At 58.0% G+C, this 25,705-nt stretch carries 22 protein-coding genes and 1 tRNA gene; 8 read left to right on the top strand and 15 right to left on the bottom strand.

Annotated features, from left to right (window positions below):
- Window positions 1-132 precede the first annotated feature (132 nt).
- Window positions 133-1,518: a DNA (cytosine-5-)-methyltransferase gene (dcm, locus tag HZZ01_RS02930; protein WP_179895439.1), complete on the top strand. Its 1,386-nt coding sequence runs from the start codon at window positions 133-135 to the stop codon at window positions 1,516-1,518.
- Window positions 1,519-1,552: 34 nt separating this feature from the next.
- On the opposite strand, the gene HZZ01_RS02925 is transcribed toward dcm, so the two are convergent.
- Together HZZ01_RS02925 and HZZ01_RS02920 are read right to left on the bottom strand one after the other, a co-directional pair.
- The gene (locus HZZ01_RS02925) at window positions 1,553-1,834 is read right to left on the bottom strand and encodes an Arc family DNA-binding protein (protein ID WP_179895438.1); all 282 of its coding nucleotides are present in this window, start codon (window positions 1,832-1,834) and stop codon (window positions 1,553-1,555) included.
- A gap of 71 nt (window positions 1,835-1,905) precedes the next feature.
- A complete protein-coding gene (locus tag HZZ01_RS02920; protein ID WP_179895437.1) occupies window positions 1,906-2,610 on the bottom strand; it encodes a phosphohydrolase in 705 nt (234 codons plus the stop codon).
- 607 nt (window positions 2,611-3,217) lie between these two features.
- On the opposite strand from HZZ01_RS02920, the gene HZZ01_RS02915 reads away from it, so the two are divergent.
- From HZZ01_RS02915 to HZZ01_RS02905, 3 genes are all read left to right on the top strand, one after another.
- A complete protein-coding gene (locus tag HZZ01_RS02915) occupies window positions 3,218-3,895 on the top strand; it encodes a hypothetical protein (RefSeq protein ID WP_179895436.1) in 678 nt (225 codons plus the stop codon).
- Window positions 3,896-4,067: 172 nt separating this feature from the next.
- Window positions 4,068-4,841, top strand: coding sequence for a DgsA anti-repressor MtfA (mtfA, locus tag HZZ01_RS02910; protein WP_179895435.1), 774 nt, complete (start codon window positions 4,068-4,070; stop codon window positions 4,839-4,841).
- Window positions 4,842-4,944: 103 nt separating this feature from the next.
- Window positions 4,945-5,020: transfer RNA gene (locus tag HZZ01_RS02905), tRNA-Asn, on the top strand.
- Window positions 5,021-5,078: 58 nt separating this feature from the next.
- On the opposite strand, the gene HZZ01_RS02900 is transcribed toward HZZ01_RS02905, so the two are convergent.
- From HZZ01_RS02900 to HZZ01_RS02890, 3 genes are all read right to left on the bottom strand, one after another.
- The gene (locus HZZ01_RS02900) at window positions 5,079-5,234 is read right to left on the bottom strand and encodes a hypothetical protein (protein WP_179895434.1); all 156 of its coding nucleotides are present in this window, start codon (window positions 5,232-5,234) and stop codon (window positions 5,079-5,081) included.
- Window positions 5,235-5,374: 140 nt separating this feature from the next.
- Complete coding sequence (locus HZZ01_RS02895) at window positions 5,375-6,487, bottom strand: beta-propeller fold lactonase family protein (protein ID WP_179895433.1); 1,113 nt, start codon at window positions 6,485-6,487, stop codon at window positions 5,375-5,377.
- A gap of 193 nt (window positions 6,488-6,680) precedes the next feature.
- Window positions 6,681-8,090: an EmmdR/YeeO family multidrug/toxin efflux MATE transporter gene (locus HZZ01_RS02890; protein WP_179895432.1), complete on the bottom strand. Its 1,410-nt coding sequence runs from the start codon at window positions 8,088-8,090 to the stop codon at window positions 6,681-6,683.
- Window positions 8,091-8,551: 461 nt separating this feature from the next.
- On the opposite strand from HZZ01_RS02890, the gene HZZ01_RS02885 reads away from it, so the two are divergent.
- Window positions 8,552-10,006, top strand: coding sequence for an AMP nucleosidase (locus tag HZZ01_RS02885; protein ID WP_179895431.1), 1,455 nt, complete (start codon window positions 8,552-8,554; stop codon window positions 10,004-10,006).
- Window positions 10,007-10,736: 730 nt separating this feature from the next.
- On the opposite strand, the gene HZZ01_RS02880 is transcribed toward HZZ01_RS02885, so the two are convergent.
- Window positions 10,737-12,035 carry an NCS2 family permease gene (locus HZZ01_RS02880; RefSeq protein WP_218928096.1) on the bottom strand — a complete coding sequence of 433 codons (1,299 nt, stop codon included), beginning with the start codon at window positions 12,033-12,035 and terminating at the stop codon, window positions 10,737-10,739.
- 423 nt (window positions 12,036-12,458) lie between these two features.
- Between HZZ01_RS02880 and HZZ01_RS02875 the strand changes: the two genes are divergently transcribed.
- Complete coding sequence (locus HZZ01_RS02875; RefSeq protein ID WP_179895430.1) at window positions 12,459-13,202, top strand: response regulator; 744 nt, start codon at window positions 12,459-12,461, stop codon at window positions 13,200-13,202.
- A gap of 35 nt (window positions 13,203-13,237) precedes the next feature.
- On the opposite strand, the gene HZZ01_RS02870 is transcribed toward HZZ01_RS02875, so the two are convergent.
- Window positions 13,238-13,969 (bottom strand): SDR family oxidoreductase, encoded by a 732-nt coding sequence (locus tag HZZ01_RS02870; RefSeq protein WP_179895429.1) that lies wholly within the window; start codon window positions 13,967-13,969, stop codon window positions 13,238-13,240.
- A gap of 135 nt (window positions 13,970-14,104) precedes the next feature.
- Here HZZ01_RS02870 and HZZ01_RS02865 point away from each other — a divergent pair, with 135 nt between their 5' ends.
- Window positions 14,105-15,037, top strand: a complete 933-nt coding sequence (locus HZZ01_RS02865; RefSeq protein WP_179895428.1) for an AraC family transcriptional regulator — start codon at window positions 14,105-14,107, stop codon at window positions 15,035-15,037.
- 23 nt (window positions 15,038-15,060) lie between these two features.
- On the opposite strand, the gene HZZ01_RS02860 is transcribed toward HZZ01_RS02865, so the two are convergent.
- The 4 genes from HZZ01_RS02860 to HZZ01_RS02845 form a co-directional block, all read right to left on the bottom strand.
- Window positions 15,061-15,744: a D-lyxose/D-mannose family sugar isomerase gene (locus HZZ01_RS02860; protein ID WP_179895427.1), complete on the bottom strand. Its 684-nt coding sequence runs from the start codon at window positions 15,742-15,744 to the stop codon at window positions 15,061-15,063.
- Window positions 15,745-15,787: 43 nt separating this feature from the next.
- Window positions 15,788-16,726 carry an ABC transporter substrate-binding protein gene (locus HZZ01_RS02855; RefSeq protein ID WP_090959892.1) on the bottom strand — a complete coding sequence of 313 codons (939 nt, stop codon included), beginning with the start codon at window positions 16,724-16,726 and terminating at the stop codon, window positions 15,788-15,790.
- Window positions 16,727-16,816: 90 nt separating this feature from the next.
- Window positions 16,817-17,797: a ribose ABC transporter permease gene (locus tag HZZ01_RS02850; RefSeq protein ID WP_179895426.1), complete on the bottom strand. Its 981-nt coding sequence runs from the start codon at window positions 17,795-17,797 to the stop codon at window positions 16,817-16,819.
- A gap of 10 nt (window positions 17,798-17,807) precedes the next feature.
- Window positions 17,808-19,322, bottom strand: coding sequence for a sugar ABC transporter ATP-binding protein (locus HZZ01_RS02845; protein WP_179895425.1), 1,515 nt, complete (start codon window positions 19,320-19,322; stop codon window positions 17,808-17,810).
- Between the two features lie 147 nt (window positions 19,323-19,469).
- Here HZZ01_RS02845 and HZZ01_RS02840 point away from each other — a divergent pair, with 147 nt between their 5' ends.
- The gene (locus HZZ01_RS02840) at window positions 19,470-22,085 is read left to right on the top strand and encodes an ATP-binding protein (protein WP_179895424.1); all 2,616 of its coding nucleotides are present in this window, start codon (window positions 19,470-19,472) and stop codon (window positions 22,083-22,085) included.
- Here HZZ01_RS02840 and phnE (HZZ01_RS02835) read toward each other — a convergent pair.
- From phnE (HZZ01_RS02835) to phnC, 4 genes are all read right to left on the bottom strand, one after another.
- Complete coding sequence (phnE, locus tag HZZ01_RS02835; protein ID WP_179895423.1) at window positions 22,039-22,923, bottom strand: phosphonate ABC transporter, permease protein PhnE; 885 nt, start codon at window positions 22,921-22,923, stop codon at window positions 22,039-22,041. The genes HZZ01_RS02840 and phnE (HZZ01_RS02835) overlap by 47 nt on opposite strands.
- Window positions 22,920-23,780, bottom strand: coding sequence for a phosphonate ABC transporter, permease protein PhnE (gene phnE / locus HZZ01_RS02830; RefSeq protein ID WP_179895422.1), 861 nt, complete (start codon window positions 23,778-23,780; stop codon window positions 22,920-22,922). The genes phnE (HZZ01_RS02835) and phnE (HZZ01_RS02830) overlap by 4 nt, the downstream gene beginning before the upstream one ends.
- A 94-nt stretch (window positions 23,781-23,874) precedes the next feature.
- Window positions 23,875-24,801, bottom strand: a complete 927-nt coding sequence (phnD, locus tag HZZ01_RS02825; RefSeq protein ID WP_179895421.1) for a phosphonate ABC transporter substrate-binding protein — start codon at window positions 24,799-24,801, stop codon at window positions 23,875-23,877.
- A gap of 26 nt (window positions 24,802-24,827) precedes the next feature.
- A complete protein-coding gene (gene phnC / locus HZZ01_RS02820; protein ID WP_003852452.1) occupies window positions 24,828-25,658 on the bottom strand; it encodes a phosphonate ABC transporter ATP-binding protein in 831 nt (276 codons plus the stop codon).
- Window positions 25,659-25,705 lie beyond the last annotated feature (47 nt).

Here is a 25,705-nt window from a genome sequence, read left to right as displayed (position 1 = left end):
GTCGCCAGACGACTTCGGAACAAGCACCGCAAAAACAGAACTTTCCGGGGCGCGGGTACAGGGCACATCCCGGCAATTTCCACACAGCGTCTGGAGTGATAGCATAGGCACCTTACTGTTAAGGAAAAACGCATGCATCCCGCCGCCCTCGCTGAACCACTCTCTGCTGCACTTTCATCTGCTGATGCGTCTGAACTTTTTCAGCAGGTGCTGGCAATCTATTCGGTTCGTGATGTCACGACCCGCCTGCAGCAGGCGGGATTTTCCTGCTGGACGCCGGCCCTGCTGAACCGGATTCGGCAGGGTAAAAGCGCCCTGCCACCGCTGTGTGAGGCGGAGCTGTCGCTGTTACAGGGTCTGCTGCCGACCCGACCGGCCCATTATGATCATCCTGAGTTTCGTTTTATCGATCTCTTTGCCGGGATTGGTGGTATTCGCAAAGGATTCGAAGCGATTGGCGGCAAGTGCGTCTTTACCAGTGAATGGAATAAAGAAGCCGTGCGCACTTACAAAGCCAACCACTACAGCGATCCACTGGAGCATCACTTCAATACCGACATCCGTCAGGTGACCCAGCCGGAAGGTCTGACTGACGATGACGAGATATACCGCGCGATTGATGCCGCGGTTCCCGATCATCAGGTGTTACTGGCCGGTTTTCCCTGCCAGCCCTTTTCGCTGGCGGGCGTCAGCAAGAAAAATGCGCTGGGCCGCGCGCACGGTTTTGAGTGTCAGGTACAGGGCACGCTGTTTTTTGATGTCGCCCGCATTCTGGCTGCCAAGAAGCCGCCCTTCTTTGTGCTGGAGAATGTGAAAAACCTCAAGAGCCACGATAAAGGCCGCACCTTCGCCATTATCATGGAGACGCTGGATGAGCTGGGCTATGACGTGGCGGATGCCGGCGCCAGCAGCCCGGATGCCAAAGTGATCGATGCGCGTCACTTCCTGCCGCAGCATCGCGAACGCATTGTGCTGGTGGGTATTCGCCGTGACCTGAAAAAGCAGGATTTCACCCTGCGCGATATCCGTCGTTTCTATCCGGCGCAGGTGCCCAGCCTGCAAAGCCTGCTGGAAAGCGCGCCTGACGACAAATATACTCTGTCGCCAGTGCTGTGGCGCTACCTCTATCAGTATGCAAAAAAACATAAAGCGAAAGGCAATGGGTTTGGCTTTGGCCTCAACGATCCGCGCAATCCTGACTGCTGCGTGCGTACGCTGTCGGCGCGTTACTATAAAGATGGCTCAGAGATTCTGATCGATCGCGGCTGGGATAGCGCATTGGGTGAAGCGGCGTTTCAGGATGCGGATAATATGGCGCGGCGGCCACGCCGTCTCTCCCCACGCGAGTGCGCGCGCCTGATGGGCTTTGATGTGCCAGGCCGTGAGCCGTTCCGCATTCCGGTCTCGGATACCCAGGCGTATAAACAGTTTGGTAACTCGGTGGTCGTGCCGGTATTTGCTGCGGTCGCACAGCTGCTGCTGCCCCATATTCGCCAGCTGAAGTCGTCAATGCTCTGAAATGAAAAAACCCGTCCTGAGACGGGTTTTTGTTTTATTTCTTCTTCTTGGTCTGCTTCTTCAGCAGCAGGCGGATCTGCTTCAACTCAGAGGCGCTTAATCCATCGGTCTTCGCATCCGTGGCACCGGCTCCCTCCGTCCCCTCTTCAGTGATGTCCTGATTATCAATTGCCGGATGGGGATGCGTTTCCAGGCTCGCCTGCAAACGCTGAACGATTTCCTGGCTCATTGAAATCTGGTTTTCCAGCGCCAGCTGCTTAATCGTTTCTTTAAGCTCGGGATCAATTTTAATCGTTAAATTAACAGTTTCGGTCATCGGGCAGCTCCTTTTTGTTATCGCTACACGCTACCGGATGACCGTTTCGATTAACATACTGTCATAAAAATTTAATATTCGGTTTGCAAAGGGGTGAAGTCCCGCAGCACGCCTTCATCCATTCCCACCAGATTGCCCTGAAGCTCGGCATAAAGCTTTGCCATATAGCGTACCAGGAAGTCGGCGTTATGCTCAGCCAGCAGGCGACCGGTTTCGGTGTGCATGGTTTCCGGCAGCCGGAGCAGCTTCTTCTGAAAATGGTCCAGAGTCCACTTAACATCGTTCAACTCGCGATTTTTACCCAGTGGGTCCTGACTATCGAACAAGGGGCGATTCAGTGCACCAGCGGTGTAGAAGACACGCGCCAGCCCGATTGCGCCCAGCGACTCCAGCCGGTCAGCATCCTGCACAATTTTGGCTTCCAGCGTTTGCGGCGGTATCCCGGCGCTGAAACTGTGGGTTTTAACGGCATGCATCACCGCATCAATCTTATCAGCAGGGAAATCGAGGAAATCCTGCTGCAGAATGCGCTGGGTTTCCGCTGCGGCATAGGTCGAGGCGAGATGGCGTTCCGGATGGTTCTTCGGCAGATTCACCACATCGTGAAAATAGCAGGCGGTCAGCACCACCAGCGGATCAGCGGGCGTACCGGACATGATGCGCTGTGCGCTCATCCAGACGCGCCGTAAATGGGCGATATCGTGCGCGCCGTCGTCGTGGATCCAGTTCGCCTGAAACCAGCTTTCATAGCGAGATTGCCAGAGTGTGAGTGACATAAACTTTCTCCCTGTAGTGATCGACCGCAGATTCGTTGCGCCAGTGCGCGAACGGCAAGCCATCATAGCGACTGGCTAATGACACTTTTCTTACAGTGGTGTTGAAAAGAGCGGCGCTGCCAGTGTTTTCGGGCAGAAAAATGAGATCTGGATCATCTGTATAGCATCTCTGTTACACAATAACCGCAATTTTGGCCGTTTTCAGCCTTTACTCAGTCAATTTCTGCTAAGAAAATTAGTTTAACAGCAGTAATGTTTTGTAAGTGCTTAACCCATTATACAGACCCTGCTGAACATTTTTTTGTCACGCAATTAATTGTAAAAGTGTGCGCAATGACAGGCGAGAAAGTCTGAAAAGGTTCCTATTTTTATCGTTATAACGTACTGTATCCGTGCTGTTCGTCGCGATCAGCCCGTTGTGAAAAAAGCGTTGGTGCGCTTTTTGCATTTTGCTGGTTTTTGATACCCAACGTGACAATTTCCAGGCGACTATCAGGCGAAAAATTATTAAGCAAAATGATTTAAAGCTTTTATGCTAACTACCAGATGTGAAGCAAATGGACTTATACAGCAGTAACCGGGTTCTACTAATAAAAAGAGGTAATCAATGAAAGAACGGCCGATTCTTTTTTCCGAACAGCGTGTTCGTGCCCTGTTGGTTGGCCAGCAAACGCAAACCCGGCGCATTATGAAAACTCAGGCTTTCGGTCCGGGACAGGATCATCACGAGGGCGTACACGCCTTCGATGTGAGTGCTAACCATCTGCATGGCTACAAAATGATGTCGATGACCGACATCAGCTATCAATGCCCCTATGGCAAACCAGGTGACATACTCTGGGTGCGTGAAACCTGGCGTGGCCCGATGGTGCCTGAGCGCGATCTGGCCGAGTATGAACGTGACCCGACACCATTTCGCCTGCCAGAATATTGTCAGTATCGTGCCGACAGCAATGAGCTGGGACAGCATGCACTGAGCACCCCGGAAGCCGAAGAGTTTGGCTGGCAGACTGCCATTCATATGCCGCGCTGGGCCAGCCGCATCAATCTTGAAATTACCGGCGTCCGTGCAGAGAAGATTCAGGACATCAGTGAAGATGACATCCGGGCCGAGGGCGTACAAACCGACTCGCATTTCCTGAATAACTTCTTCACCATAAAAGCCAACTCTGAATCCCCCAAAGAGGCGTATCGCAAAGCCTGGGAAAAACAGTATGGTGCGACCAGCTGGGAAGTGAATCCCTGGGTCTGGGTCATTGAATTTCAGCGCATCGAACGCAACTGATGCCTCAGCCCTGAGCTTTGCGGGTTTAATCACAGACAATGGTCGCGCTAACGGGTTGAATAGACAGTCTTCAGCCCTGCACTCAGATAGTTGATGCCAGCATTCGATGCTGGCATTTTTATGTCTGGCGCGTCAGGATAGCGAAATAGTCCGGTTCTGTGCGGGAGTTGCGATGTTTAAATGGCCCTGGAAAACGCATGATGACATGCTGGCTGCGCTGCCGTGGCAGCGGGGCCTTGCCCAGCCGGTATTCAGCCCGCTCAGTGATGCCGAACAACAGGCGCTCGTTGAGCTGGCGAAGCGCTTTCTGCAACAGAAAAAACTGGTTCCCCTTGAAGGTGCACAACTGGATGAACTGCGCAGCGTGCGCATCGCCCTGCTCTTCTCTTTGCCGGTGCTGAAACTGGGTCTGGAATGGCTGGACGGTTTTCACGATGTGCTGATCTATCCTGAACCGTTCGAAGTTGACGACCACTGGCAGGATGAAGATGGGCTGGTTCACAGCACGCCTGCTGTTCACTCGGGGCAGAGCTGGACCCAGGGGCCGGTGGTGCTCAACTGGCTTGATATTCAGGACTCTTTCGATCTGTCCGGCTTTAATCTGGTCATTCATGAAGTCGCACACAAGCTGGATGCGCGCGGCAGCGGTTATACCAGCGGCGTTCCGGTGATACCGTTGCGTGACGTGGCGCAGTGGGAAAAAGATTTGCGTGCCGCAATGGCAGAGATTGAGAGTGAGGTTGAACTGGTGGGCGAACAGGCTGCCACGATTGATCCTTACGCTGCCAGCGATCCGGCTGAATGCTTCGCCGTGCTCTCTGAATATTTCTTTACGGCTCCGGTTTTGCTGGCCGAGCGTTTTCCCGCCATGTATCAGCATCTGCGCCAGTTTTACCAGCAGGATCCGCTCACCCGAATGGCTGGTGATACGGCTCAGACTGCTTAAATCACGATCGCTTTGCGTTAAAGCTAGCCAGTTGAATGATAATGTATTTTTTGCTGTTGACACCTTAGAGCGACGCCGTTAATATTCGCCTCGTTCAAACGATTCCTCTGTAGTTCAGTCGGTAGAACGGCGGACTGTTAATCCGTATGTCACTGGTTCGAGTCCAGTCAGAGGAGCCATATTTAGAGAAGCCCGCTCAGGGAAACCTGAGCGGGCTTTTTGCTTTATACCCGATCCCTACTTTTCATGATAACGATGCACTGCCGGATAATATTCCAGTCCATACAGCTGACTCAGCGGCAGCAGGAGTTCCACGTGAATGTCATGGCTATGCGCATTCCCGGCAGAGCCGTTCAGCAGCTGTTCAAACCAGGCTATCAGTTTCTGTTTCATCTCAGGTTCTCCGCATCAGTTAATAACCTGAGTAAACCTGCTTGCGCGCGCAATCTGAAGCAAAAATTTCTGCGCTGCTTATGCCGGAAATGGCATAAGCCACCTGCCTGGCCAATTAGCCAGCACCAGACACTGGCCTGTTACTGCCTTATCAGCGTCACCCAGTTCGCGCCTTTACCGGCCGGCGCTTCAGCGACCCGTTTGAGTTCGCCGCTGGCAGGATCGATAGCGTAGCTGCCAATCACGGCACTCTTCTCTCCGCTGGCGATCAGCCATTTGCCCTGCGCATCAATAGCTATACTGCGCGGCTGTTTTTCCACTGGCCAGCTGCCGATGAGCGTTAACTCGCCCGACTGTTTATCTACCCGGTAACCGCTGACGGTACTGGAGGTGCGCTCGGTTACGTAAATAAATTGTCCATCCGGCGTAATTTTGATGTCTGCCGCCCAGATGCGCGGCGTCGGATCGCTGTAACCCGCCGGGCGCTGCTCGCCATGCTGCAGGTTATATTTCTTCGCCACCGCATTCGGCCAGCGTTTCAGCTCTGTTAGTGAGCCATCCGCCGCGCGCCGGAACTGGGTGATGGTGCCGCTCATTTCCGCGAGGTTATAGAGAAAACGATTATCCGGCGAGATCACCGAATGCCGCGCACCGCTGTTCTTCTCACCCTGAACAAAACCGGTGCCCAGCGGCGTGATGGCTCCATCACTGGCAAAGGTATATTGCAGCACCCGATCCGCGCCAAGATTGCCAACGTAGAGTGAATGGTTAGTGACGTCGGTGATGACGGAATGAGCATGTGGCCCGGTTTTCACCTCGCCCGTGACCTGAGCGGTCACAATCCCTTTGTCATCAATCCGGTTGCTGGTGACGATATCGCTGTCATAGGAGGCGGCCAGCAGATAGCGCCCGCTCTTATCAGTGGTGATCCACGGAAAGCTGGCTGCAACCGGCGTTACCGCCAGTTTCTTCAGATCGCCGTGCGGGCCGGTGACGCGCCAGCTGATGATCGAATAAGGCGGACTGCGCAGCGCACCATAGAGATGTTTACCATCCGGGCTGGCCGCCAGCGGCATGATTTTTTTTCCGGCCGGCGTATCGCCCCGCCATTGCAGGCTGCCGTTCGCCTCACTGAGCTGATAGCGTGAAACGGTGCCGGATTCAGCATTCGACACATAGACAAAGGTTGTCGCCCACAGCGGGCAGCTACACAGCAGCGGCAGGAGCGCCAGCGCCGTTTTAGGACGGATCATAGGGTCACCTTGATAAGTAGTCTCTGCGTCAGTGCGCAGCAGGCGTTACGCTAACCCTGTCCGGCGAGGCTGGCTTTGTGCAACTGTCTGAATTTAGGACCGGAAGTCTGGAGATGTGACGGAGATGTTATTTTTTGGGGCGGGAATGAGAGTTGACGCCTTCCCCGGGATCAGGGAAGGCGTAAGCAGAACGCTAACCGGTTTTGGCGATCATCTTCCGGTAGCGATTGAGCCACTTACCACTGTTGAGCCGCCACCAGAAGAAGATGCCGCGCACCGTCCAGTCGAGGAACATCCCCAGCCAGACACCAGTGACGCCCATCCCCAGCACAATGCCAAGCAAATAACCAACCACCACACGGGCGCACCACATGCTGAACATCGAGACATACATGGTGTAACGTGCATCACGCGCGCCCTTAAGTCCGGCGGGCAGCACCCATGACGCGGCCCACAGCGGCATAAACAGCGCGTTAAGCCAGAGCAAATGCTTCGTCACATTGATCACCTCTGGATCGCTGGTGTAGAAACGCGCCAGCACCCCGGCCAGGGGAACCGTCAGCAGCGCTATCACGCTCAGACACAACGTCGCCAGCCAGAAGACATGGCGCACCTGACGCTCAGCCTGAAACACCTGATTTCTGCCCAGACGGGTGCCGGTAATAATGGTGGATGCTGAACCCAGCGCATTGCCCGGCAGGTTAATCAGGGACGCTACCGAGAACGCGATGAAGTTACCGGCAATTTCGCTTGTACCCATGCCAGCCACAAACACCTGAGTCAGCAGTTTACCGCCGTTGAACAGCACAGACTCGATGCTGGCTGGCACACCGATACCTAAAACTTCCATCAGAATGCTGCTGTTCCAGCGCCGGAAATAGCTCGACAGCGTGATTTTCAGTGAGGCGTTGAAGCCGATCATCAGCACGTAAATCACCGCGATCGCCCCGATGTAGCGGGTGATGGTCAGCCCGAGTCCGGCTCCGACAAACCCTAATCCCTCCCACGAGAAGCAGCCATAAATCAGCACGCTACTGATGATGATGTTCAGGATGTTCATGCCGCCGTTAATCAGCATCGGAATCTTGGTGTTGCCTGCACCGCGCAGCGCCCCGCTGCCGATCAGCGTAATGGCGGCAGCCGGATAGCTCCAGGCAGAGGTCTGCAGATAGCTCAGCGCCAGCGCTTTCACTTTAGGATCGGCCGCACCAGCGATTGCATCAACAATCAGGTGGCCCCAGAACTCAATGGCGATCACCAGCACAAAGGCGAGTATCGTCATCATGGCCAGCGACTGACGCGTGGCGGCGCGCGCGCGCTTGCCGTTGCGTTTTGCCAGGCTGAACGCCACCACTACCGTGGTACCGAGATCGATGGCAGCAAAGAACGAGATGATCACCATGTTGAAGCTGTCGGCAAGGCCAACGCCCGCCATCGCCTCTTTACCCAGCCAGCTGACCAGGAAGGTGCTCAGTACGCCCATCAACAGCACACAGGCGTTCTCGAAGAAGATAGGCACTGCTAATGGCGATATTTCACGCCAGTAGAGCGTGCGATACGAGCGGCGTTTCGGATACCACGCCGTGCGTTTGATCGCCTGCATCACTGCTACGCCAGGATTTTGCAAAGGATTACCAAATCAGAAGTGACAGACGAGATCTAATGATGATAGGGGGCAGAGAAATATGCAAAGTCTTTCCGGTGCAAATTAATCATGGTTACAAACTTTTTAATCCCGTTACGGCAGATTCTGCCTCACTGCCCCGTCCGCTGTAGCAAACCTGATTATTTCCCTGACGTTATGACCCGATGTTAATGCTTTGCCGCTGCCTGCTTTGCCACTCTTTTGTTATCTGAATCGCATTTGAATATGGCGATTCTTTTCTGAAATAGTAAAGATTTTCTTAATGGATTTAAGGGCGCCGGATTCTTTCTTAAAACAGCACTGCTCAGATTATCTTCGCCGTTAGTGCAAAAAAAAGGCGATCACAGATTCTTCACCAATCTCTGCAACAAACCCGCTAAGCTTGGGGCAAATTGCGGAAAAAAATGGAAGGAGAAACCATGCCGACATTACGGAAAAACCTGACCAGCCAGCAGGCGCTGGATGAACTTGAACGCCTGTACGACGGTGCCGTTGATGCGCTGCGCGCGGCGATTAAAGTCTTTACCGAAAACGGCACGCTGCCCGACGAGGCCGATCGCGCCAGGGGACTGTTTGTCTACCCGGAGCTGCGCATTACCTGGCACGGTGAAGGTCCACAACAGAACCGCACGCGTGCCTGGGGACGTTTCACCCACACCGGTAGCTACAGCACCACGGTTACCCGTCCGGCGTTGCTGCGTCACTACATTTCGGAACAGCTTCAGATGCTGGAGAAGGAGTATCAGCTGGAGATCGACGTGGGGCCGTCCAGCCAGGAGATCCCCTATCCTTACGTGATCGACGGCTCCGATCTGTCACTGGATCGCACCATGAGCGCCGGTATCGCGCGCCACTTCCCGACCACCGAACTGTCGCAGATTGGCGATGAGACCACCGATGGTCTGTTCCACGCTGACGCCAAATTCCCGCTGTCGCACTTTGACGCGCTGCGCACCGACTTTTCACTGGCCCGTCTGCGTCACTACACCGGCACCAGCGTGGAGCACTTCCAGCCGTTTGTACTGTTCACCAACTACACCCGCTATGTTGATGAGTTTGTGCGCTGGGCGATCGAACAGGTGCGCGATCCCAATACCCCTTATGACAGCCTGGCCTGCGCCGGTGATGTGGTGCTGACCGCCGACACCGCCGATAGCGAGTCGATGCTCTCTGACCTGGCGTGGAAGAAGCACCAGATGCCAGCCTGGCACCTCACCTCACCGAATCGTCGCGGCATTACACTGATCAATATCGGTGTTGGCCCGTCGAATGCCAAAACCATCTGCGATCACCTGGCAGTAATGCGACCCCACGCCTGGCTGATGATTGGTCACTGTGGCGGCCTGCGTGAAAGCCAGCGAATTGGCGATTATGTGCTGGCCCACGCCTATCTGCGCGACGATCACGTGCTCGATAGCGTCCTGCCGCCCGACATCCCGGTGCCAAGCATTGCCGAAGTCCAGCGTGCGCTGTATGACGCCACGAAAGCCGTCAGCAATATGCCAGGTGAAGAAGTGAAGCAGCGACTGCGCACCGGCACCGTGGTCACCACGGACGATCGCAACTGGGAACTGCGCTACTCTGCGTCAGCCCTGCGCTTTAACCTGAGCCGTGCCGTCGCGGTCGATATGGAGAGCGCCACCATTGCCGCACAGGGTTATCGCTTCCGGGTGCCCTACGGCACGCTGCTGTGCGTTTCCGACAAGCCGCTGCACGGCGAGATCAAGCTGCCGGGTCAGGCAAACCGCTTCTATGAGGGGGCGATTTCAGAGCATCTGCAGATTGGTATCCATGCGGTTGAGCTGCTGCGCGCCGAAGGCGATAAGCTGCATTCGCGGAAGCTGCGGACGTTTAATGAGCCGCCTTTCAGGTAAGTTTTTCGCTGCTGGCGAGGGTGGTGTTCGCTGCGCGAACGGGCTATGAGAAGGTTTCGTTCGCCTGGCGGATTGGGCAGTTTCAGTCACGTCTCTGCAGGCGACCCACAAGGGGGCGCCAGTCGCCGCGCCCCCTTGACCCCGGGCTCCGGCCTGCTTCACCGCCGCTTCGCGGTTCCTTCGCCTCTTCCGGATTTCTTACGGACCGCCGGGACGCGCCATCCCTGGCGCGAACCCGCCTCTTCGCGGCATCCCTGCCGCTCGTCCTGAAATCCCTCATCCGCTCAGCGGTTCTGACGGCCTCCTTCCCCGCTTTTATCTCTTCTTTTTGTGTTGAGTACGTTATCGCTTTACGTCTCAGAAAAGGTCTTCAGGCAGCAGACAGCTCAAAAAACTCACAGACGAGGGTTTGTGAGAGGCATCCGAAGCGCTGAGGAACAACCGGAGGCGAGGATGAGCCGACAGGACGTCGGCGAAAGGACGGTTCGCGCCAGGGATGGCGCGTCCGGACGGTCCGTGGGCCGCAGGGCGTGACGAAGGCACCCCGCGAAGCGGGGCGCGCAGGCAGCCGGACGCCGGGATTGTTAAGGGGCGGGCGTCCGCCCCTTGACGCGTCCGCCTGCACGGGCGACCTGAAACTCCCCACCGCCTGGCGGGCGTAACCTTCTCAGCGTAACCCGCTCAGCGCCAGCCCGCCGCAAGGCGTAACATCCCTGCCGCCAGGCAACAGCTAAGCACTCAGCCATCCCAGCTTAATTACAAACAGAATCGACAGAATCACCAGCGCCGCATTCACCTCTTTCACACGACCGCTGAGCAGTTTCACCAGCGTCCAGGTAATAAAACCAAACGCGATGCCGTTAGCGATCGAATAGGTCAGCGGCATAGTCAGCGCGGTGACGGTGACCGGCGCGGCAGTTGTAATATCTTTCCAGTCAATATCAGCCAGACCGGAGGCCATCAGCACCGCCACAAACAGCAGCGCAGGCGCAGTGGCATAAACCGGCACGCTGGAGGCCAGCGGCGAGAAGAACAGCGCCAGCAGGAACAGCACACCGACCACAATCGCGGTCAGTCCGGTACGGCCACCGGCACTCACGCCCGCCGCAGACTCCACATAACTGGTCGTGGTCGAGGTGCCGAGCAGTGAACCAAACAGCGCAGCCGCACTGTCAGCAATCAGCGCGCGGCCCATCTTCGGCACGTTGCCCTGCTCATCCGCCAGACCGGCGCGTTTGGTCACGCCCAGCAGCGTGCCGGTGTTATCAAACACATCGACAAACAGGAAGGCAAAAATCACGCTGATCAGGCCAACGTTAAACGCCCCGGCGATATCCAGCTGCATAAAGGTCGGTGCAATCGACGGCGGCGCAGAGAAGACACCCGCAAACGGCGACAGGCCAATGCCCATGGAGATAAAGGTCACCAGCAGAATGCCGATCAGCACCGCACCGGTTACGCGACGCGCTTCCAGTACCACGATCACCACAAAGCCCAGCATCGCCAGCAGCGGGCCAGGTTTGGTCAGATCGCCAATACCCACCAGCGTGGCCGGGTTAGCGACCACAATGCCCGCCCCTTCCAGTGCAATAATCGCCAGGAACAGCCCGATACCGGCACCAATCCCGGCGCGCAGCGGCAGCGGGATACTGGCAATAATCCACTCACGGATTTTAAACAGTGACATCGCGAAGAAAATCACCGCCGAGAGAAACACCGCGCCCAGCGCAATCTGCCACGTGTAGCCCATGTGCAGCACGACGGTGTAAGTGAAGAAGGCGTTAAGCCCCATGCCCGGTGCCAGCGCAATCGGGTAGTTGGCTATCAGCCCCATCAGCGCGCAACCAATCGCCGCCGCCAGACAGGTGGCGACAAACACCGCGCCCTTGTCCATGCCTGTCGCGCCCAGAATGCTCGGGTTTACAAACAGAATATACGCCATCGCCAGGAAGGTGGTGATCCCGGCGATAATCTCGGTACGAACCGTGGTGTTATGCGCTTTGAGTTTGAATAGTTTTTCTAACATCATCATCTCTCAATACAGGAGACATCAGTCTCACTTGCCAAAGGGGTTTGCATGCTGATTTATTCTGTTTTTGGGACGTTGATAACGGCTGCCGCCTGCGTGCGTGCCAGAATCGCCTGAAATCCCTGTCTTACCCACTGCCCAAAGCAATTGCCATGCCATCTGCCGACGCAATCGATTACCTGGCAGCGCCGGACGCGTCTAAGAAGATTCCGAATCAAAACAGGGCGCGATTATGGTGCAATGCACCGATCCCGCGCAATCGTTTTCCTGTTGTAAACAGGCAACCCCGAAAAACTCTGCGCCAGCGCACGCTTCCGTACTCTCACAGGCGAAGCGGGTCACGTTTCAGCACGCTGCCTCAGCAACCTTTTATGGCCTGTGTAGACTCCAGAATTAACTCTTTCGTAACATTGAGGCCGCGCCATGAAGCCAGCGATTTTGGTGGTGGATGATGATCCTGCTGTCTGCGACGTCCTGCAGGATGCGTTAAGTGAACATCTGTTAACGGTCTACAGTTGCCATCAGGGACGCGAGGCGCTCTCCATGCTTAGCGAGCACCCGGAAATTTCGCTGGTGATGCTGGATATGATGCTACCCGATACCAATGGACTACTGGTGTTGCAGCAGCTTCAGCGGCAGCGCCCGGACGTGCTGGTGATTATGCTGACCGGCATGGGTTCGGAGGCGGAAATGGTGGTGGGTCTGGAAATGGGTGCAGACGACTACATCGCCAAACCCTTTAATCCCCGCGTGGTCGTGGCGCGCGCCCGGGCGGCTCTGCGTCGCAGCGGACGCATTACGCAGCCCGATCCAGAACAGGCGGGCTGGCGTTTTGGCGGCTGGCAACTGGACGATGGCCGCTGTCAGCTGTTTAATCCGCAGCGCGAGCTGGTGCCACTGACGCAGGGAGAATATACCCTGCTGCGTGCGCTGGTGCGTCATGCCCGCAAAGTTCTGACCCGCGATCAGCTGCTTGAACTGACGCACAGCGAAAGTCTCGATGTGTTTGACCGCACCATTGACGTGCTGATCATGCGCCTGCGCCGTAAAATCGAAACCAACCCACATCAGCCCGACCTGATCCGCACGATTCGCGGTCTGGGTTACGTCTTTTCGGCAGACGTGATGAAACCCGAAACCGCGCCGCGCACCAGCCAGATCGCCTGAATCATCTTGCCGGGCCTGTGAACAGCGGCCCGCTCTTATCCCTCGTAACTCCCGCCATAGGCGCGCGGCACCAGATCGACCTGCGCTTCCCCGCTTCGGATGACGGCGAGAATCGTTTCGGCCACGCGTTCAGGAGTGTGAGCGAACGCGGCGCTCTGCTGCGACTGCTCAGTCGCTACGTCCTGTCCCGATTTCACCGACTGATAAAATTCCGTGGCGGTCATAAAAGGATGAACAACAGAGACCGTAATTCCGGTATCAGCCAGCTCCAGCTGCGCCACGCCGGAGAGCTTATTCAGCCCCGCCTTGGAACTGGTGTAGGCCGCCGATCCCGGATACGTCGCCAGCGTTGCCCCGGAACTGATGTTGATAATGCGCCCAGCGCCCTGCCGCCGCATCTGCGGGATCACCGCCTGCATCATCATCAGCGGCGCAATCAGGTTAAGGTCGAGCAGCGACCTGAATTCCGCCACATCAATCTCCTCAATCGCCGCGAACAACCCCTGCCCGGCATTGTTGATAAGCACATCAATCCGGCCAAAGCGTGCCATTCCGAGTCTGACGGCGTGTTCAATCTGGTCAGCCTGGGTGACATCACAGGCTACCGCCAGCGCATTGACAGACGTCTCAGCCAGAGCGTCAATACGCTGTTTGCGCCGCGCCAGCAGGATAACCCGCGCCCCCGCCTGCAGCGCCGCACGCGCCGTAGCCTCACCAATCCCCGACGATGCGCCGGTAATCATGATCACTGCGTCTTCAATTCTCATTTAATTTTTTCCTGTAAAACGATCAGACAGCGAGAATAATCCTCAGCCGATTGCGCGGCGGCTGCAATCCTGCCTAAAATTTGCCTGTTCCTGCTTTTCTCCTGACAGGCGTGGAAACCCCCGGAGACACGTGGCATGAAGGGTATTGAAGCGTTGAGAGAGGAAATACTGGCGTGCGCGGCGGACGCACTCACCGCGACGGCGATTCCGCGCGTGGATTTGTATCGCGTCAGCCAGCCGATGGCCCTGCCGCCGGAAATCTACTCGCCGTTCGTCAGCCTGATCCTGCAGGGAGAAAAAAGGCTGCAGGTGGGCGACCGCGCTATACGCTATTCCGCTGGAGAGATGTTTACGGCGTCGTTCGACCTGCCCGCCACGGGTGACATTACCCATGCCAGCGAAGCCTCGCCCTATCTGGCCGTGCGTCTGACGCTCGATTACGCGGCCATCAGCGATCTGCTACATCAGATGCCCGTTACCGATTTTTCTGCGACGAAGAGTGGCCTGTCAGTTAACAGGGTCGATGATGCGCTGGCGGATGCGTGGCTGCGGATGGTGCGCCTGCTGGAAAAGCCGGAGGAGATCGGAGTGATGGCACCGTTAGTGGAGCGCGAGATTCTTTACCGGCTGTTGCAGGGCCCACAGGGCGGCGTGCTGCGTCAGGCGGCGGAAGTGAACGGGCATTTCGCGAAGATCAGAAAGGCGCTGGTCTGGCTTCGCACGCACTATACCGCCGCGATTCGTATTCAGGCGCTGGCGACGATTGCGGGCATGAGTCTGTCAGCTTTTCATCGGGGCTTTCGGGCCTGCACCGGGCTTTCCCCGCTGCAGTATCAGAAACATCTGCGGCTTTACGCGGCGCGCAAAAGGCTGGCACTGCGGCCCGGTAATGTCGCCGCCGTCGCGGCGGATGTCGGCTACGAAAGTCTGACGCAGTTTACCCGCGACTATGCGCGGCTGTTCGGTGAGCCGCCCGCCCGCAGCATCAGAAAACTCAGGCAGAACGGTGCTGAACACCGTGCGGAATTGTTGCAGCTGAGCGAAGATCGGGGTGGCCCGACGCTGTGATGGCGGCGGACCTGCACACCGTTTCAGAAAAAGCCGTTCGGATAGTCATTACACAGCAGCCAGCGCGGCGCTTCATCCTCATCCAGCGGGTTGAAACGGGCCAGCGGCGTCAAAAATACATTGTCGTTTTCATCATCGTTGGGCATCGACACTTCGCCCACCAGCACGTCGCCGAAGCCGTTTTCGCCCCAGAAACTGTGCCAGATGCCCGCTTCCAGCGTCACACTTTCACCCGGAGAGAGCCGCAGTTGTGTTCCGGCGGCATGGGTCTGACGCAGGCCATCCAGCGACACCGCCACCGGCGAGTCAGCCAGCCCATCGCCGTCGCGATTGTGCAGTTCGACAATCAGATTGCCGCCGCCGCGATTGATGATGTCTTCCATCTTGCGGGGATGATAGTGCATCGGCGTCAGCTGCTCTTCACGCACGTGCATAATCTTTTCGGCGTAGGGTTTGTGCCATGGCTGCCCGCCTGGCGAGCCGTTGCGCAGGGTAAACAGCGTCAGCCCGGTGTGCATAAAATCCGCCGCGCCAAAACTGGTGAGATCCCAGCCCAGTCGCAGTGCCAGAATCTCCTGCGCTGCCTCACGGTCCTGGGCGCGCCACTGGCTCACGCTGTAATCAGCCCACGGTGGCAGATGGACATCCTGCTGCCAGAAAAATTCGCGGGTATGTTGCAGGTAGTCGTTAACCTCTGAACGTAGCATGGTGGCCTCCTGAAGGCGGCACCCGAAGGTGCCGCATTAACGCTTATTTCACCGTCCAGCCCTGGTAGCTGCCGATATTATTACGATCGATCAGCTTCACCGGGATCAGCACCGGCTTATCCGGTGCGGGTTTGCCCTGCAGGATGTCATAGCCAATCTCGACCGCTTTGGCCGCCATCACCTGCGGGTCCTGAGCTGGGGTTGCGACGAACAGTGAGTTTTTACGCTTCAGCGCCTCTTCCCCATCCGGCGATCCATCGACGCCCACGATAAAGAATTCGCTGCGCTGCGCCTGTTTCGCCGCTAAATCGGCGCCAATCGCGGTCGGGTCATTGATGGCAAATACCGCATCAATTTTCGGGTTAGCCGAGAGCAGACCGGTCATCACTTCCAGTCCGCCTTCACGACTGCCTTTGGCGTTCTGGTTGGAGGAGAGCAGCTTGATGTCCGGATGGGTTTTCAGCTCGTTCATGCAGCCTTCAACGCGGTTCTGCACGGCTGAGACGGGCGGTCCGTTGATGATCACCACGTTGCCTTTGTTCTTCAGGCGGTCAGAAATATATTTACAGGCCATTGCGCCCGCCTCGGTGTTATCGGAGGTGATGGTCGCATTCGCACCATCGGCTGCCACGTCAACCGCCACCACCACGATACCGGCGTCACGCGCACGCTTCACCGCCGGGGCGATCCCTTTGGAGTCGGCGGCGTTGAGGATAATCATGTCGACTTTCGCCGCAATAAAGTTATCAATCTGGCCGACCTGCTGACCGAGATCGTACCCGCTGGAGACCAGCGTGACGTTAACTTTATCGCCCGCCAGCTGGCGCGCCTTCATCTCTGCGCCTTTGGTGATCTGCACGAAGAAGGGGTTAGCCAGATCACCAACCGTGACGCCGATAGATTTGAGTTCTTTTGCCTGAGCCAGGCCGGTGCTGAACAGCGTTGCCGCCAGCAGCCCGGTTACAATCGGATTAAAACGCATAGACCTTCTCCTGCTGTTTTCAAGGTGCCAACCGCTTAATGGCGTTTTTGGGGGAGCGGAGGCTAAAGGACCCATCCGCCCTTTTAAGCCTCAACTCACATGATGACGGGTACGGTATTTGTCGATCAGGACCGCGATGATGATCACCGCGCCTTTGATCACCAGTTGCCAGAAATAGGAGACACCCATCAGCGTCATACCGTTATTTAGTGTGGCGATAATCAGTGCACCAATCAGCGTGCCGGTGATGGTGCCGATGCCGCCGACAAAACTGGTGCCGCCGAGGATCACTGCGGCAATCGCATCCAGCTCATAGCCGACGCCGAGGTTGCCGTTGGCGCTGTAGAGTCGCGAGGCACTCATCAGACCGGCCAGCCCCGACAGCAGACCGCTCATGCCGTAGACAAACAGCAGCACGACGCCCACCTTGATCCCGGTAAGACGCGCAGCCTGAATATTGCCGCCGACCGCGTAGATATGAACGCCCAGCGTGGTGCGACGCAGGATGAACCAGCAGAGGGCAATCACCGCAAAGGCAATCACAATCAGCCACGGTACCGGCCCGAGATAACCGTTGCCGATCCACTCAAAGTTAATATCGGAGTTGATCACCGTGGTGCCGTTCGCCAGCAGATAAGCCGCTCCGCGCAGCGCGGTGTAGGTGCCGAGCGTGACAATAAAGGGCGGCAATCCGGCCCAGGCGACCAGAATGCCGTTAAACAGCCCCATCACCAGACCCGCGCCCAGCGCCATCGGAATGGTCAGTGAGGCAAGCATCGGGTCCAGCGACGCCACCAGCGCCACTACCGCCGTGGTGCCCAGCATCGACCCCACCGACAGATCGATACCGCCGGTGAGAATGACAAAGGTCATGCCTGCCGCCAGCACGATGTTGATTGAGGCCTGACGGGTGATGTTGAGCAGGTTGGCTTCGGTAAAGAAGTTTGGCGTAACGAAACCAAATACCGCCACGATCAGGATCAGAATCGGCAGGATACCCACCGTTTGCAGCAGATCGCCCATCAGGGCGCGTTTCAGCGTCGGCGCTTTGGTGCGGGCCAGTTGTGTCATGGTGGTCTCCTTAGATTTCGCCTGTTGACGCGCTGTGCGCACCGGTTGCCAGCGTCATAATATTTTCCTGACTGATGTGGCTGCCCTCCAGCTCACCGACGATGGTGCCTTCGTGCATCACGTAAACGCGGTCGCTCATGCCGACCACTTCCGGCAGTTCGCTGGAGATCATTAAGATCGCCACGCCCTGTCGCGCCATCTCCTGCATGATGCGGTAGATCTCGCTTTTCGCCCCGACGTCGACACCGCGCGTCGGCTCATCGAGGATCAGGATGCGCGGGCCAATTGCCACCCAGCGCGAGATCAGCAACTTCTGCTGGTTGCCGCCTGACAGGCCGCCCGCACGCACCTGAGCATGCGGGACACGAATATTGAGTGAGGCGATCGCCTCACTGGCGATGGTTTGCCCTTTGCGGCGGTTAAGCAGCCCCATGCTGGCATCGCGCTCCAGCGTCGCCATGACAATGTTCTCCTGCGCGGCCATCTCCAGAAACAGCCCCTGCTCCTTGCGGTTCTCGGTGAGGAAGCCGATACCACGCGCAATCGCATCGCGCGGCGAATGAATGGTGACTTTTTCGCCATCGATCCAGATTTCGCCTTCTTTCGGCTTGTGTACCCCGAAGATCAGCTGCGCCAGTTCGCTGCGACCGGCGCCCACCAGACCGGCCAGGCCAACAATCTCTCCGGCACGCACCTCCAGACTGCTGGGATGCACTTTGCCGCCATCGGTCAGGTGATTCACCGCCAGCCGGATATCACCTAAAGGAATCGCGCGGTCTTTGTTAAACAGATCGCTGAGCGGCCGTCCAACCATCATCCGCACCAGTTCACTGGCGTTGAGCTGGTCGCGCGTCAGGCTGCCCACATACTCTCCGTCACGCAGCACGCTGACGCGATCCGACAGCTCATAGACCTCCGCCATGCGGTGGCTGATGTAGATAATCGCCATACCCTCGCTGCGCAGCCGTTTTATCAGCGCAAAGAGCTGTTCGGTTTCACGGTTGGAGAGCGCAGCAGTCGGCTCATCCATCACCAGAATGCGGCTGTTACGTTGCAATGCGCGGGCGATCTCCACTTGTTGCTGTTCGGCAATGCTCAGGCGGCTGACGAGATCCCATGCGCTGAACTGCGCGCCGAGCCGGTCAATCACCCGCTGCGCCTCTTCAGCCATCTGTCGCCGCTTCACCAGCCCGCCGGGCGCGATTTCGCTGCCCAGAAATATGTTCTCCGCCACCGTCAGGTTAGGTGCCAGGTTGATCTCCTGATAAATCAGGGTGATCCCGGCGGCCAGCGCCTCTTTCGGCCCTTTGAGGGCGTACGGCTTGCCTTCAATAAGAATTTCCCCGCTGCTGGCGGTATAGGCACCGGCCAGAATCTTCATCAGAGTGCTTTTACCCGCGCCGTTCTCTCCCATCAGCGCGTGAACCTCACCGGGATACACCGTGAGATCAACGCCCTTCAGGGCATAAAAATTGCCGAAGCGTCGGGTAATTCCCCGCATTTCCAGTATCGGTGTGGCTGTCATCGCCTCGCTCCTGCGGACTGTGGATAGCCGCCAGTAAAGCAACGCCAGATAAATGGAAAATGTCAGCGGCCATTCATATTTGTCATAAACGCCTGACATCGCGCTCCTATACTCGGCGCATCGTTGCAGTGATTAAGAGGTCGTGGGATGCAGCGCAGTTATCCGTGGCAGGCCGGGGCGCGTGGACGCCTGTTGATGTTCAATCTGCTGGTGGTGTCGGTCACGCTGATGGTTAGCGTGGTGGCGATCGTTGGCTTTCGTCATGCCGGGGCGATTCAGGAGCAGGCACAGGCGCAGACGCTGGCGGATATGAACGGCAGCCTGGCGCTGGCGCGTGATACCGCCAATGTGGCGACGGCGGCTGTACGGCTGTCGCAGGTGGTCGGGGCGCTGGAATATCAAAGCGAATCCCAGCGGCTGCAACAGAATCAGCAGGCGTTGCAGCAGTCGCTGAGCCTGCTGGCCAGCGCGCCGCTGGCAGCCCGTCAGCCTGAGCGCATCGCCCGGATCCGCGCCCGCAGCCTGATGCTGGAACAGACGATTAACAGCCTGCTGCTGAACAGTCATCAGCGACATCTGCAGCGCAACAACATGCTGAGTGACCTGTGGCAGGCGCAGATCCTGCTCAGCCATATCGACCAGCTGGTGCAGCGGGAACAGCGGACGCAGCCGGATGCTGCCTTGCGCGAGCAGACCGAACGGCTAATCACCATCGCCATCCGCACGCCCTCGCCCATCGCCGTTATTGAGCAACTTCAGCAGCTGATGACGCCGTGGCGCACTGTGCCGCTGACCGGCGTCACCGGCGAGAACGTGCAGCGACTGCTGGCCACCCAGCAGCGTCTGTTGCCGCTGGCGGAGGCGCTGGAGCAGAGCGACCTGGCAATCGCCTACGCCACCTACCGGGTTAAAGCGCTGGTGGCGATGCTGAACGACGATATTAATGCGTCGGTGCAGCAGGTGGCGCTGCAAAGTGAGGCGCGCACCCAGGCCACCCACCACGAACTCGACTCCATCATCGGCTTTATCGCCCTGTTTGTGCTGCTGGCGCTGGCGATCACCGGCTATGCCGGGATCTATATCTACCGCAATCTCGGGTCGAGCCTGACGGCGATTGCCGGCGCGATGACGCGGCTGGCGCAGGGCGAGCAGAATGTTAGCGTGCCGGGGCTGCAACGGCGCGACGAGCTGGGCGAACTGGCGCGAGCCTTTAACGTCTTTGCCCGTAATACCGCCTCGCTGGCCCACACTTCACGGCTGCTGAAAGAGAAGAGCAATCAACTGGAGTCCACCTTCCTGGCGATGCGCGACGGCTTTGCCCTGTTTGATCACAACGGTCAGCTGGTGGTGTGGAATGCGCAGTATGCCGAACTGCTCGGCCTTGCACCACGTGAGGTCCATCGCGGCGTCCATTATCAACAGCTGCTGGCCCCGCTGGCGGTCGATCTGCACGATCCCGGCGAGCCGCAGGAGATTCGGCTGGCTGATGGCCGCACGCTGGAGCTGCGCTTCAGCCCGATTCCGCGGCGTGGCATGGTCAATACCGTACTGGACAGAACCTCACGTAAAACGCTGGAGGAAGCGCTGCAGCACAGCCAGAAGATGAAGGCGGTCGGTCAGCTGACCGGCGGACTGGCGCACGACTTCAACAATCTGCTGGCGGTGATTATCGGCAGTCTGGCGCTGACCGAGGGCCAGCTGATGCCCGGCCCGCTCGCCACGCGGATTGAGCGGGCGCGACAGGCGGCCGATCGCGCTGCCCAGCTGACCCAGCGGCTGCTGGCCTTCTCACGCAAACAGGCGCTCTTTCCGCGCGCGGTGTCGGTGGTCACGCTGGTGGATAACCTGCAGGGGCTGCTGCAGCATTCGCTGCTGCCGGGACAGCAGCTGATTATTGATGCGCAGCGTCCCGGCTGGCCTGCCTGGATCGATGCCAGCCAGCTGGAAAACGCGCTGATGAATCTGGTGGTGAATGCGCGCGATGCGATGCATCAGCAAAGCGGCGAAATCCGGCTGCGCATCTGGAATCAGCGCCGCCTGGAAGGGGATGAAAAACGTGACCGGGTCACAATTGAGGTGATTGACCATGGCTGCGGCATGGCCGCCGGGGTGCGCGAGCAGGTATTCGAGCCTTTCTTCACCACCAAAGCGACCGGCAGTGGCAGCGGACTGGGGCTGTCGATGGTTTACGGCTTTGTGCGTCAGTCAGGCGGGCAGATCGAACTGGAAACCGCGCCAGGCCAGGGCACCACGGTGCGGTTGCTGTTGCCGCGTGCAGCGGAAGCCGCCACAGTCATCGCCCCGCCACCGCCCGTTGAAGCGCCTGTTGAAGCGAACATTGATGCAGCCAGTAACCGGCTGATACTGGTGCTGGATGATGAACCGGCGGTGCGCCAGACACTTTGTGAACATCTGCATCAGCTGGGTTATCTGACGCTGGAGTGCGGCGACGGTGAAGCGGCGCTGGCGCTGCTGCGCCAGACACCGGATATCGACCTGCTGATCAGCGACCTGATGCTGCCCGGCGACATCAACGGCGCGGAGGTGATCCGCCAGGCGCAGCAGAACTGGCCGCAGCTGGCGACGCTGCTCATCAGCGGTCAGGATCTGCGCCACCAGCCGGTGACGCTGCCGCTGTGCGAACGGCTGGCGAAACCCTGGCAGCAGGCACAACTGGTGCAGGCGCTACAGCGCGCCTGGCAGCGCAGCGAACGGCTTAATCGCGCGCAGCAGGCTGCCACAACGGCACCGGCTTCCCACTGATGTAGCGCTTACGCAGGCGGCTGGAGAGGACATCCATGACCATCACCACCACCACCAGAATCAGCGTCAGGAACATCACGACATCCCAGTTCCACAGGCGCATGTTTTCGGCGTAGACCAGACCGACGCCACCCGCGCCGACAAAGCCCAGCACCGCTGCCGAGCGGGTGTTGGACTCGATCTGGTAAAGGCTCAGCGCCAGGAACTGCGGGAATGACTGCGTAAAGATGCCGAAGCGGTGTTTCTGCAGACTGTTGGCACCCACGGCGCCCAGCCCGCGCCCCGGAGATCGCTCTACCGCTTCGTGTCCTTCGGCGTAGAGTTTGCCGAGCAGGCCGACATCCTGCAGGATAATCGCCAGCACCCCGGCCAGCGGCCCCATGCCTACCGCACGCACGAATATCAGCCCCCAGATCGCCATGTCGATACCACGTAACACATCGAACACGCGGCGCATCATAAACGCCAGTGGTTTCGTGGCGCGATCGTGCATCACATTGCGCGCCGCCAGAAACGACAGCGGCAGCGCCAGCAGTGAGGCGGTCAGCGTTCCGGCAAACACAATCCCAAGGGTGATCCCGACCTGCGAGAAATAGTAGCCAAACGGCCAGTTCAGGAAGTCATGCCAGACAAACATCCGCAGGAAATAGCGCCCCAGTTGCTGGCAGCCCATCAGCAGGCGCGACCCTTCCAGGCCAAATACCGAGAAGAAATAGAGGTAATAGAGCAGCACCGCCAGCGCCATCAGCCCAATGCGGCGCAGATAGCGCGGCTGCGCGGCAAACAGTTCACGATGCTGCTGCTTCATTAGCGCGATATCGGGTGCGGCGCTGATCATGTCCGGTCTCCTGTCACACGGCGACGAAGCTGGCCGGATAGCGTATCCAGCAGCGACACCACAATCAGGATCAGCAGCAGCGTGATACTGACCTGATCGTAGCGGTCCAGTTTGATATTAGTCATCAGCTCCTGGCCGATACCGCCCGCGCCGACCAGTCCGAGGATGGTTGAGGAGCGGAAGTTAATCTCCAGGCGCATAAAGCTGTAGGAGAGAAAAACCGGCTTAACCTGTGGCCAGAAGGCGAAGCGCATCCGCTGCAGCTTGCTGGCGCCGCAGGCGGCCAGGCCGCGCACTGGCTTATCTGATGCCGACTCAATCGCCTCGTAAAACAGCTTGGTCAGGCTGCCCACGGTGTGCAGCGCCAGCGCCAGAAAACCGGGAATCGCCCCGATGCCAAACGCCATCACAAACATCACCGCCCACGCCAGCTCTGGCATGGTGCGCAGAAAGGCAACAAAGGCACGAATCGTCATCCGCACGCTGACCGGCGTCAGAGTATTGTCGGCGGCGAAAAAGGCCAGCACCGCGGCCATGGCCACCGCGACAAGCGTTGAGGCCAGCGCCAGCTGCAGGGTTTCCCAGATCAGCGGCAGCTGGATCGGCAGGCGGTAGCCCCAGTAGGCCAGCGAGCCTTCGGTCTTGCCGTCGGCAAATAGCAGCGGCAGATGCAGCACCGGCAGGATTTCATGCAGATAGTCGAAGAAGTGCGGCAGCGACTGCCAGACGGTAAGCAGATTAAACTCTGCTACCCTGCCGGCCGCCAGATAGAGTGCCACCAGCAGCAATGACCAGAGCAGCGTGTCACGTTTCTGCTGGCGGCGGATGCGTTGGTAGTAGTGTTCGAATTCGGTCAAAGGGGATCTCCGGCGCTAAAGCAGCGGGACGCAGGCGGGGTTGCCGCGTCCCGCTCTCCCCGCCTGGGCGGGGAAAGTCAGGGCGTCGCCAGCCTTAGCCGCGGCTGCCTTTCATCAGGTCGCGCTTCATATCAATGATGTTCTGATAATCGGCGACCGTCGCATGACCGATGTGCTGCTCACCGCCCACCGCTTTCACGAAGCAGGCGTGATCTTCCTTATCCAGCTTTTTAATCGCCGACACCACTTTCGCTTTGAAGTCAGCGGGCAGCTTATTGCTGACCAGCACCGGGCCGTTCGGGATCAGCGGGGACTGCCAGATGATGCGGATCTGCTTCATCAGGTCCGGATGGTCCATGCGGATCAGACGGCCAAATGCGCCAGAGGTATAGCCGCTGTTGTAGTCACCGACCAGTGAGGTCCAGGTGACGGCACCATCAAACTGGTTGTTCAGCACGCCCAGAATGTCCTGCTCATGGCCGCCAGAGAAGGTGACGCTGGAGAAGGTATTGTTATATTTGTCATCCACCGAGCCGCCGAACATCTTCTTAAACGCCTGGTTCGGCATCAGGAAGCCGGACGTCGAGTCGGGATCGGCCATACCGAATGATTTGCCTTTCAGGTCTTCCAGCTTTTTGTACGGGCTGTCCGCTTTGACGATCACGACAGAGTGATAGCCACGTGACTGATCTTTGTCATCCACCACAATGCCGACCACATCCACCGCTTTCGGGTCCTGAATGTAGACCGACGCAAACGAGGCCGGTGACATGCTCAGCACCATATCGATCTTCCCGCCCAGCAGGCCCTGAATCACGCCGGAGTAGTCTGAGGCGTTGCGCATCTGGGTATCCACACCCAGCTCTTTATCAAAGAAGGTTTTCACACACTGATTATCGCCAATCTGCTGGGTGGCGTTCTGCCCGCCCAGAATCCCCAGATTAAGCTGTTTCGGCGCATCCGCTGCGCTGACACCAAACGCCATGACACTGGTCAGAAGTGCTAAAGAAGTCAGTTTCATTCAGAATTATTCTCTTGCTGTGGACGTTAATGGATTTGGTTAAGTTCATCACCGTACAGCTGGTGCAGCAGGCTGTCGGTGAGTCGGGAAGGATGTCCGTCAAACAGCACCACGCCGCGCTGAATACCAATCACCCGGGTGCAGTAGCTTTTCACCAGCTCAATCGAATGCAGATTGACCATGACGCTGATGCCCTGCTCGCTGACCTGACGCAGCACATCCATGATGCGTTTGGTATTTTTAGGGTCCAGCGATGCCACCGGCTCATCGGCCAGCAGGATTTTGGGGTTCTGCATCAGGGCGCGGCAGATCGCCACGCGCTGCATCTGTCCGCCAGAGAGGTTTTCCGCCCGCTGCAGCGCCTGCGGCAGCATGTTCATCCACTGCAGCAGTTCGATGGCGTGCGCCCGATCCTGGTCAGAGAAAATTTTGAAGAAGGACTTCAGCGTGCTGGTCTGGCTCAGACGGCCCAGCAGCACGTTGGTCAGCACATCAAGGCGCGGCACCAGACAGAAGTCCTGAAAGATCATGCCGCACTGGCTGCGCCATTCGCGCAGCTGGCGGCTGTTGAGCGTGACCACGTTACGATCCGCTTCGCCCTGATGCAGACTGATAATCGCGCCGGACGTGGCGTTAATCGTGCCGTTGAGCATGTGCAGCAGGGTCGATTTACCTGCGCCAGAGCGGCCAATCACCGCCACCAGCTCCCCGGCGTGCAGGTCGAAACTGACCTGATCCAGCACCTGCGTGTCGCCGTAAGCTTTGCTCAGTTTCTGCACCGACAACACTTTTTGTCCGCTGAGGCTGGCCGGGGGCAGATCGTTATCGACCACCGTTTTCAGAAGTGCCTGTGCCATGGTGTTCTCCGTCATCGCTGATTGCGTTCTGCCGGTTATTAAGGCGT

The organism is Pantoea sp. WMus005 (assembly GCF_013415305.1).
GTDB lineage: Bacteria > Pseudomonadota > Gammaproteobacteria > Enterobacterales > Enterobacteriaceae > Pantoea > Pantoea rara.
This window is presented reverse-complemented; position numbering and strand designations above follow the sequence as displayed.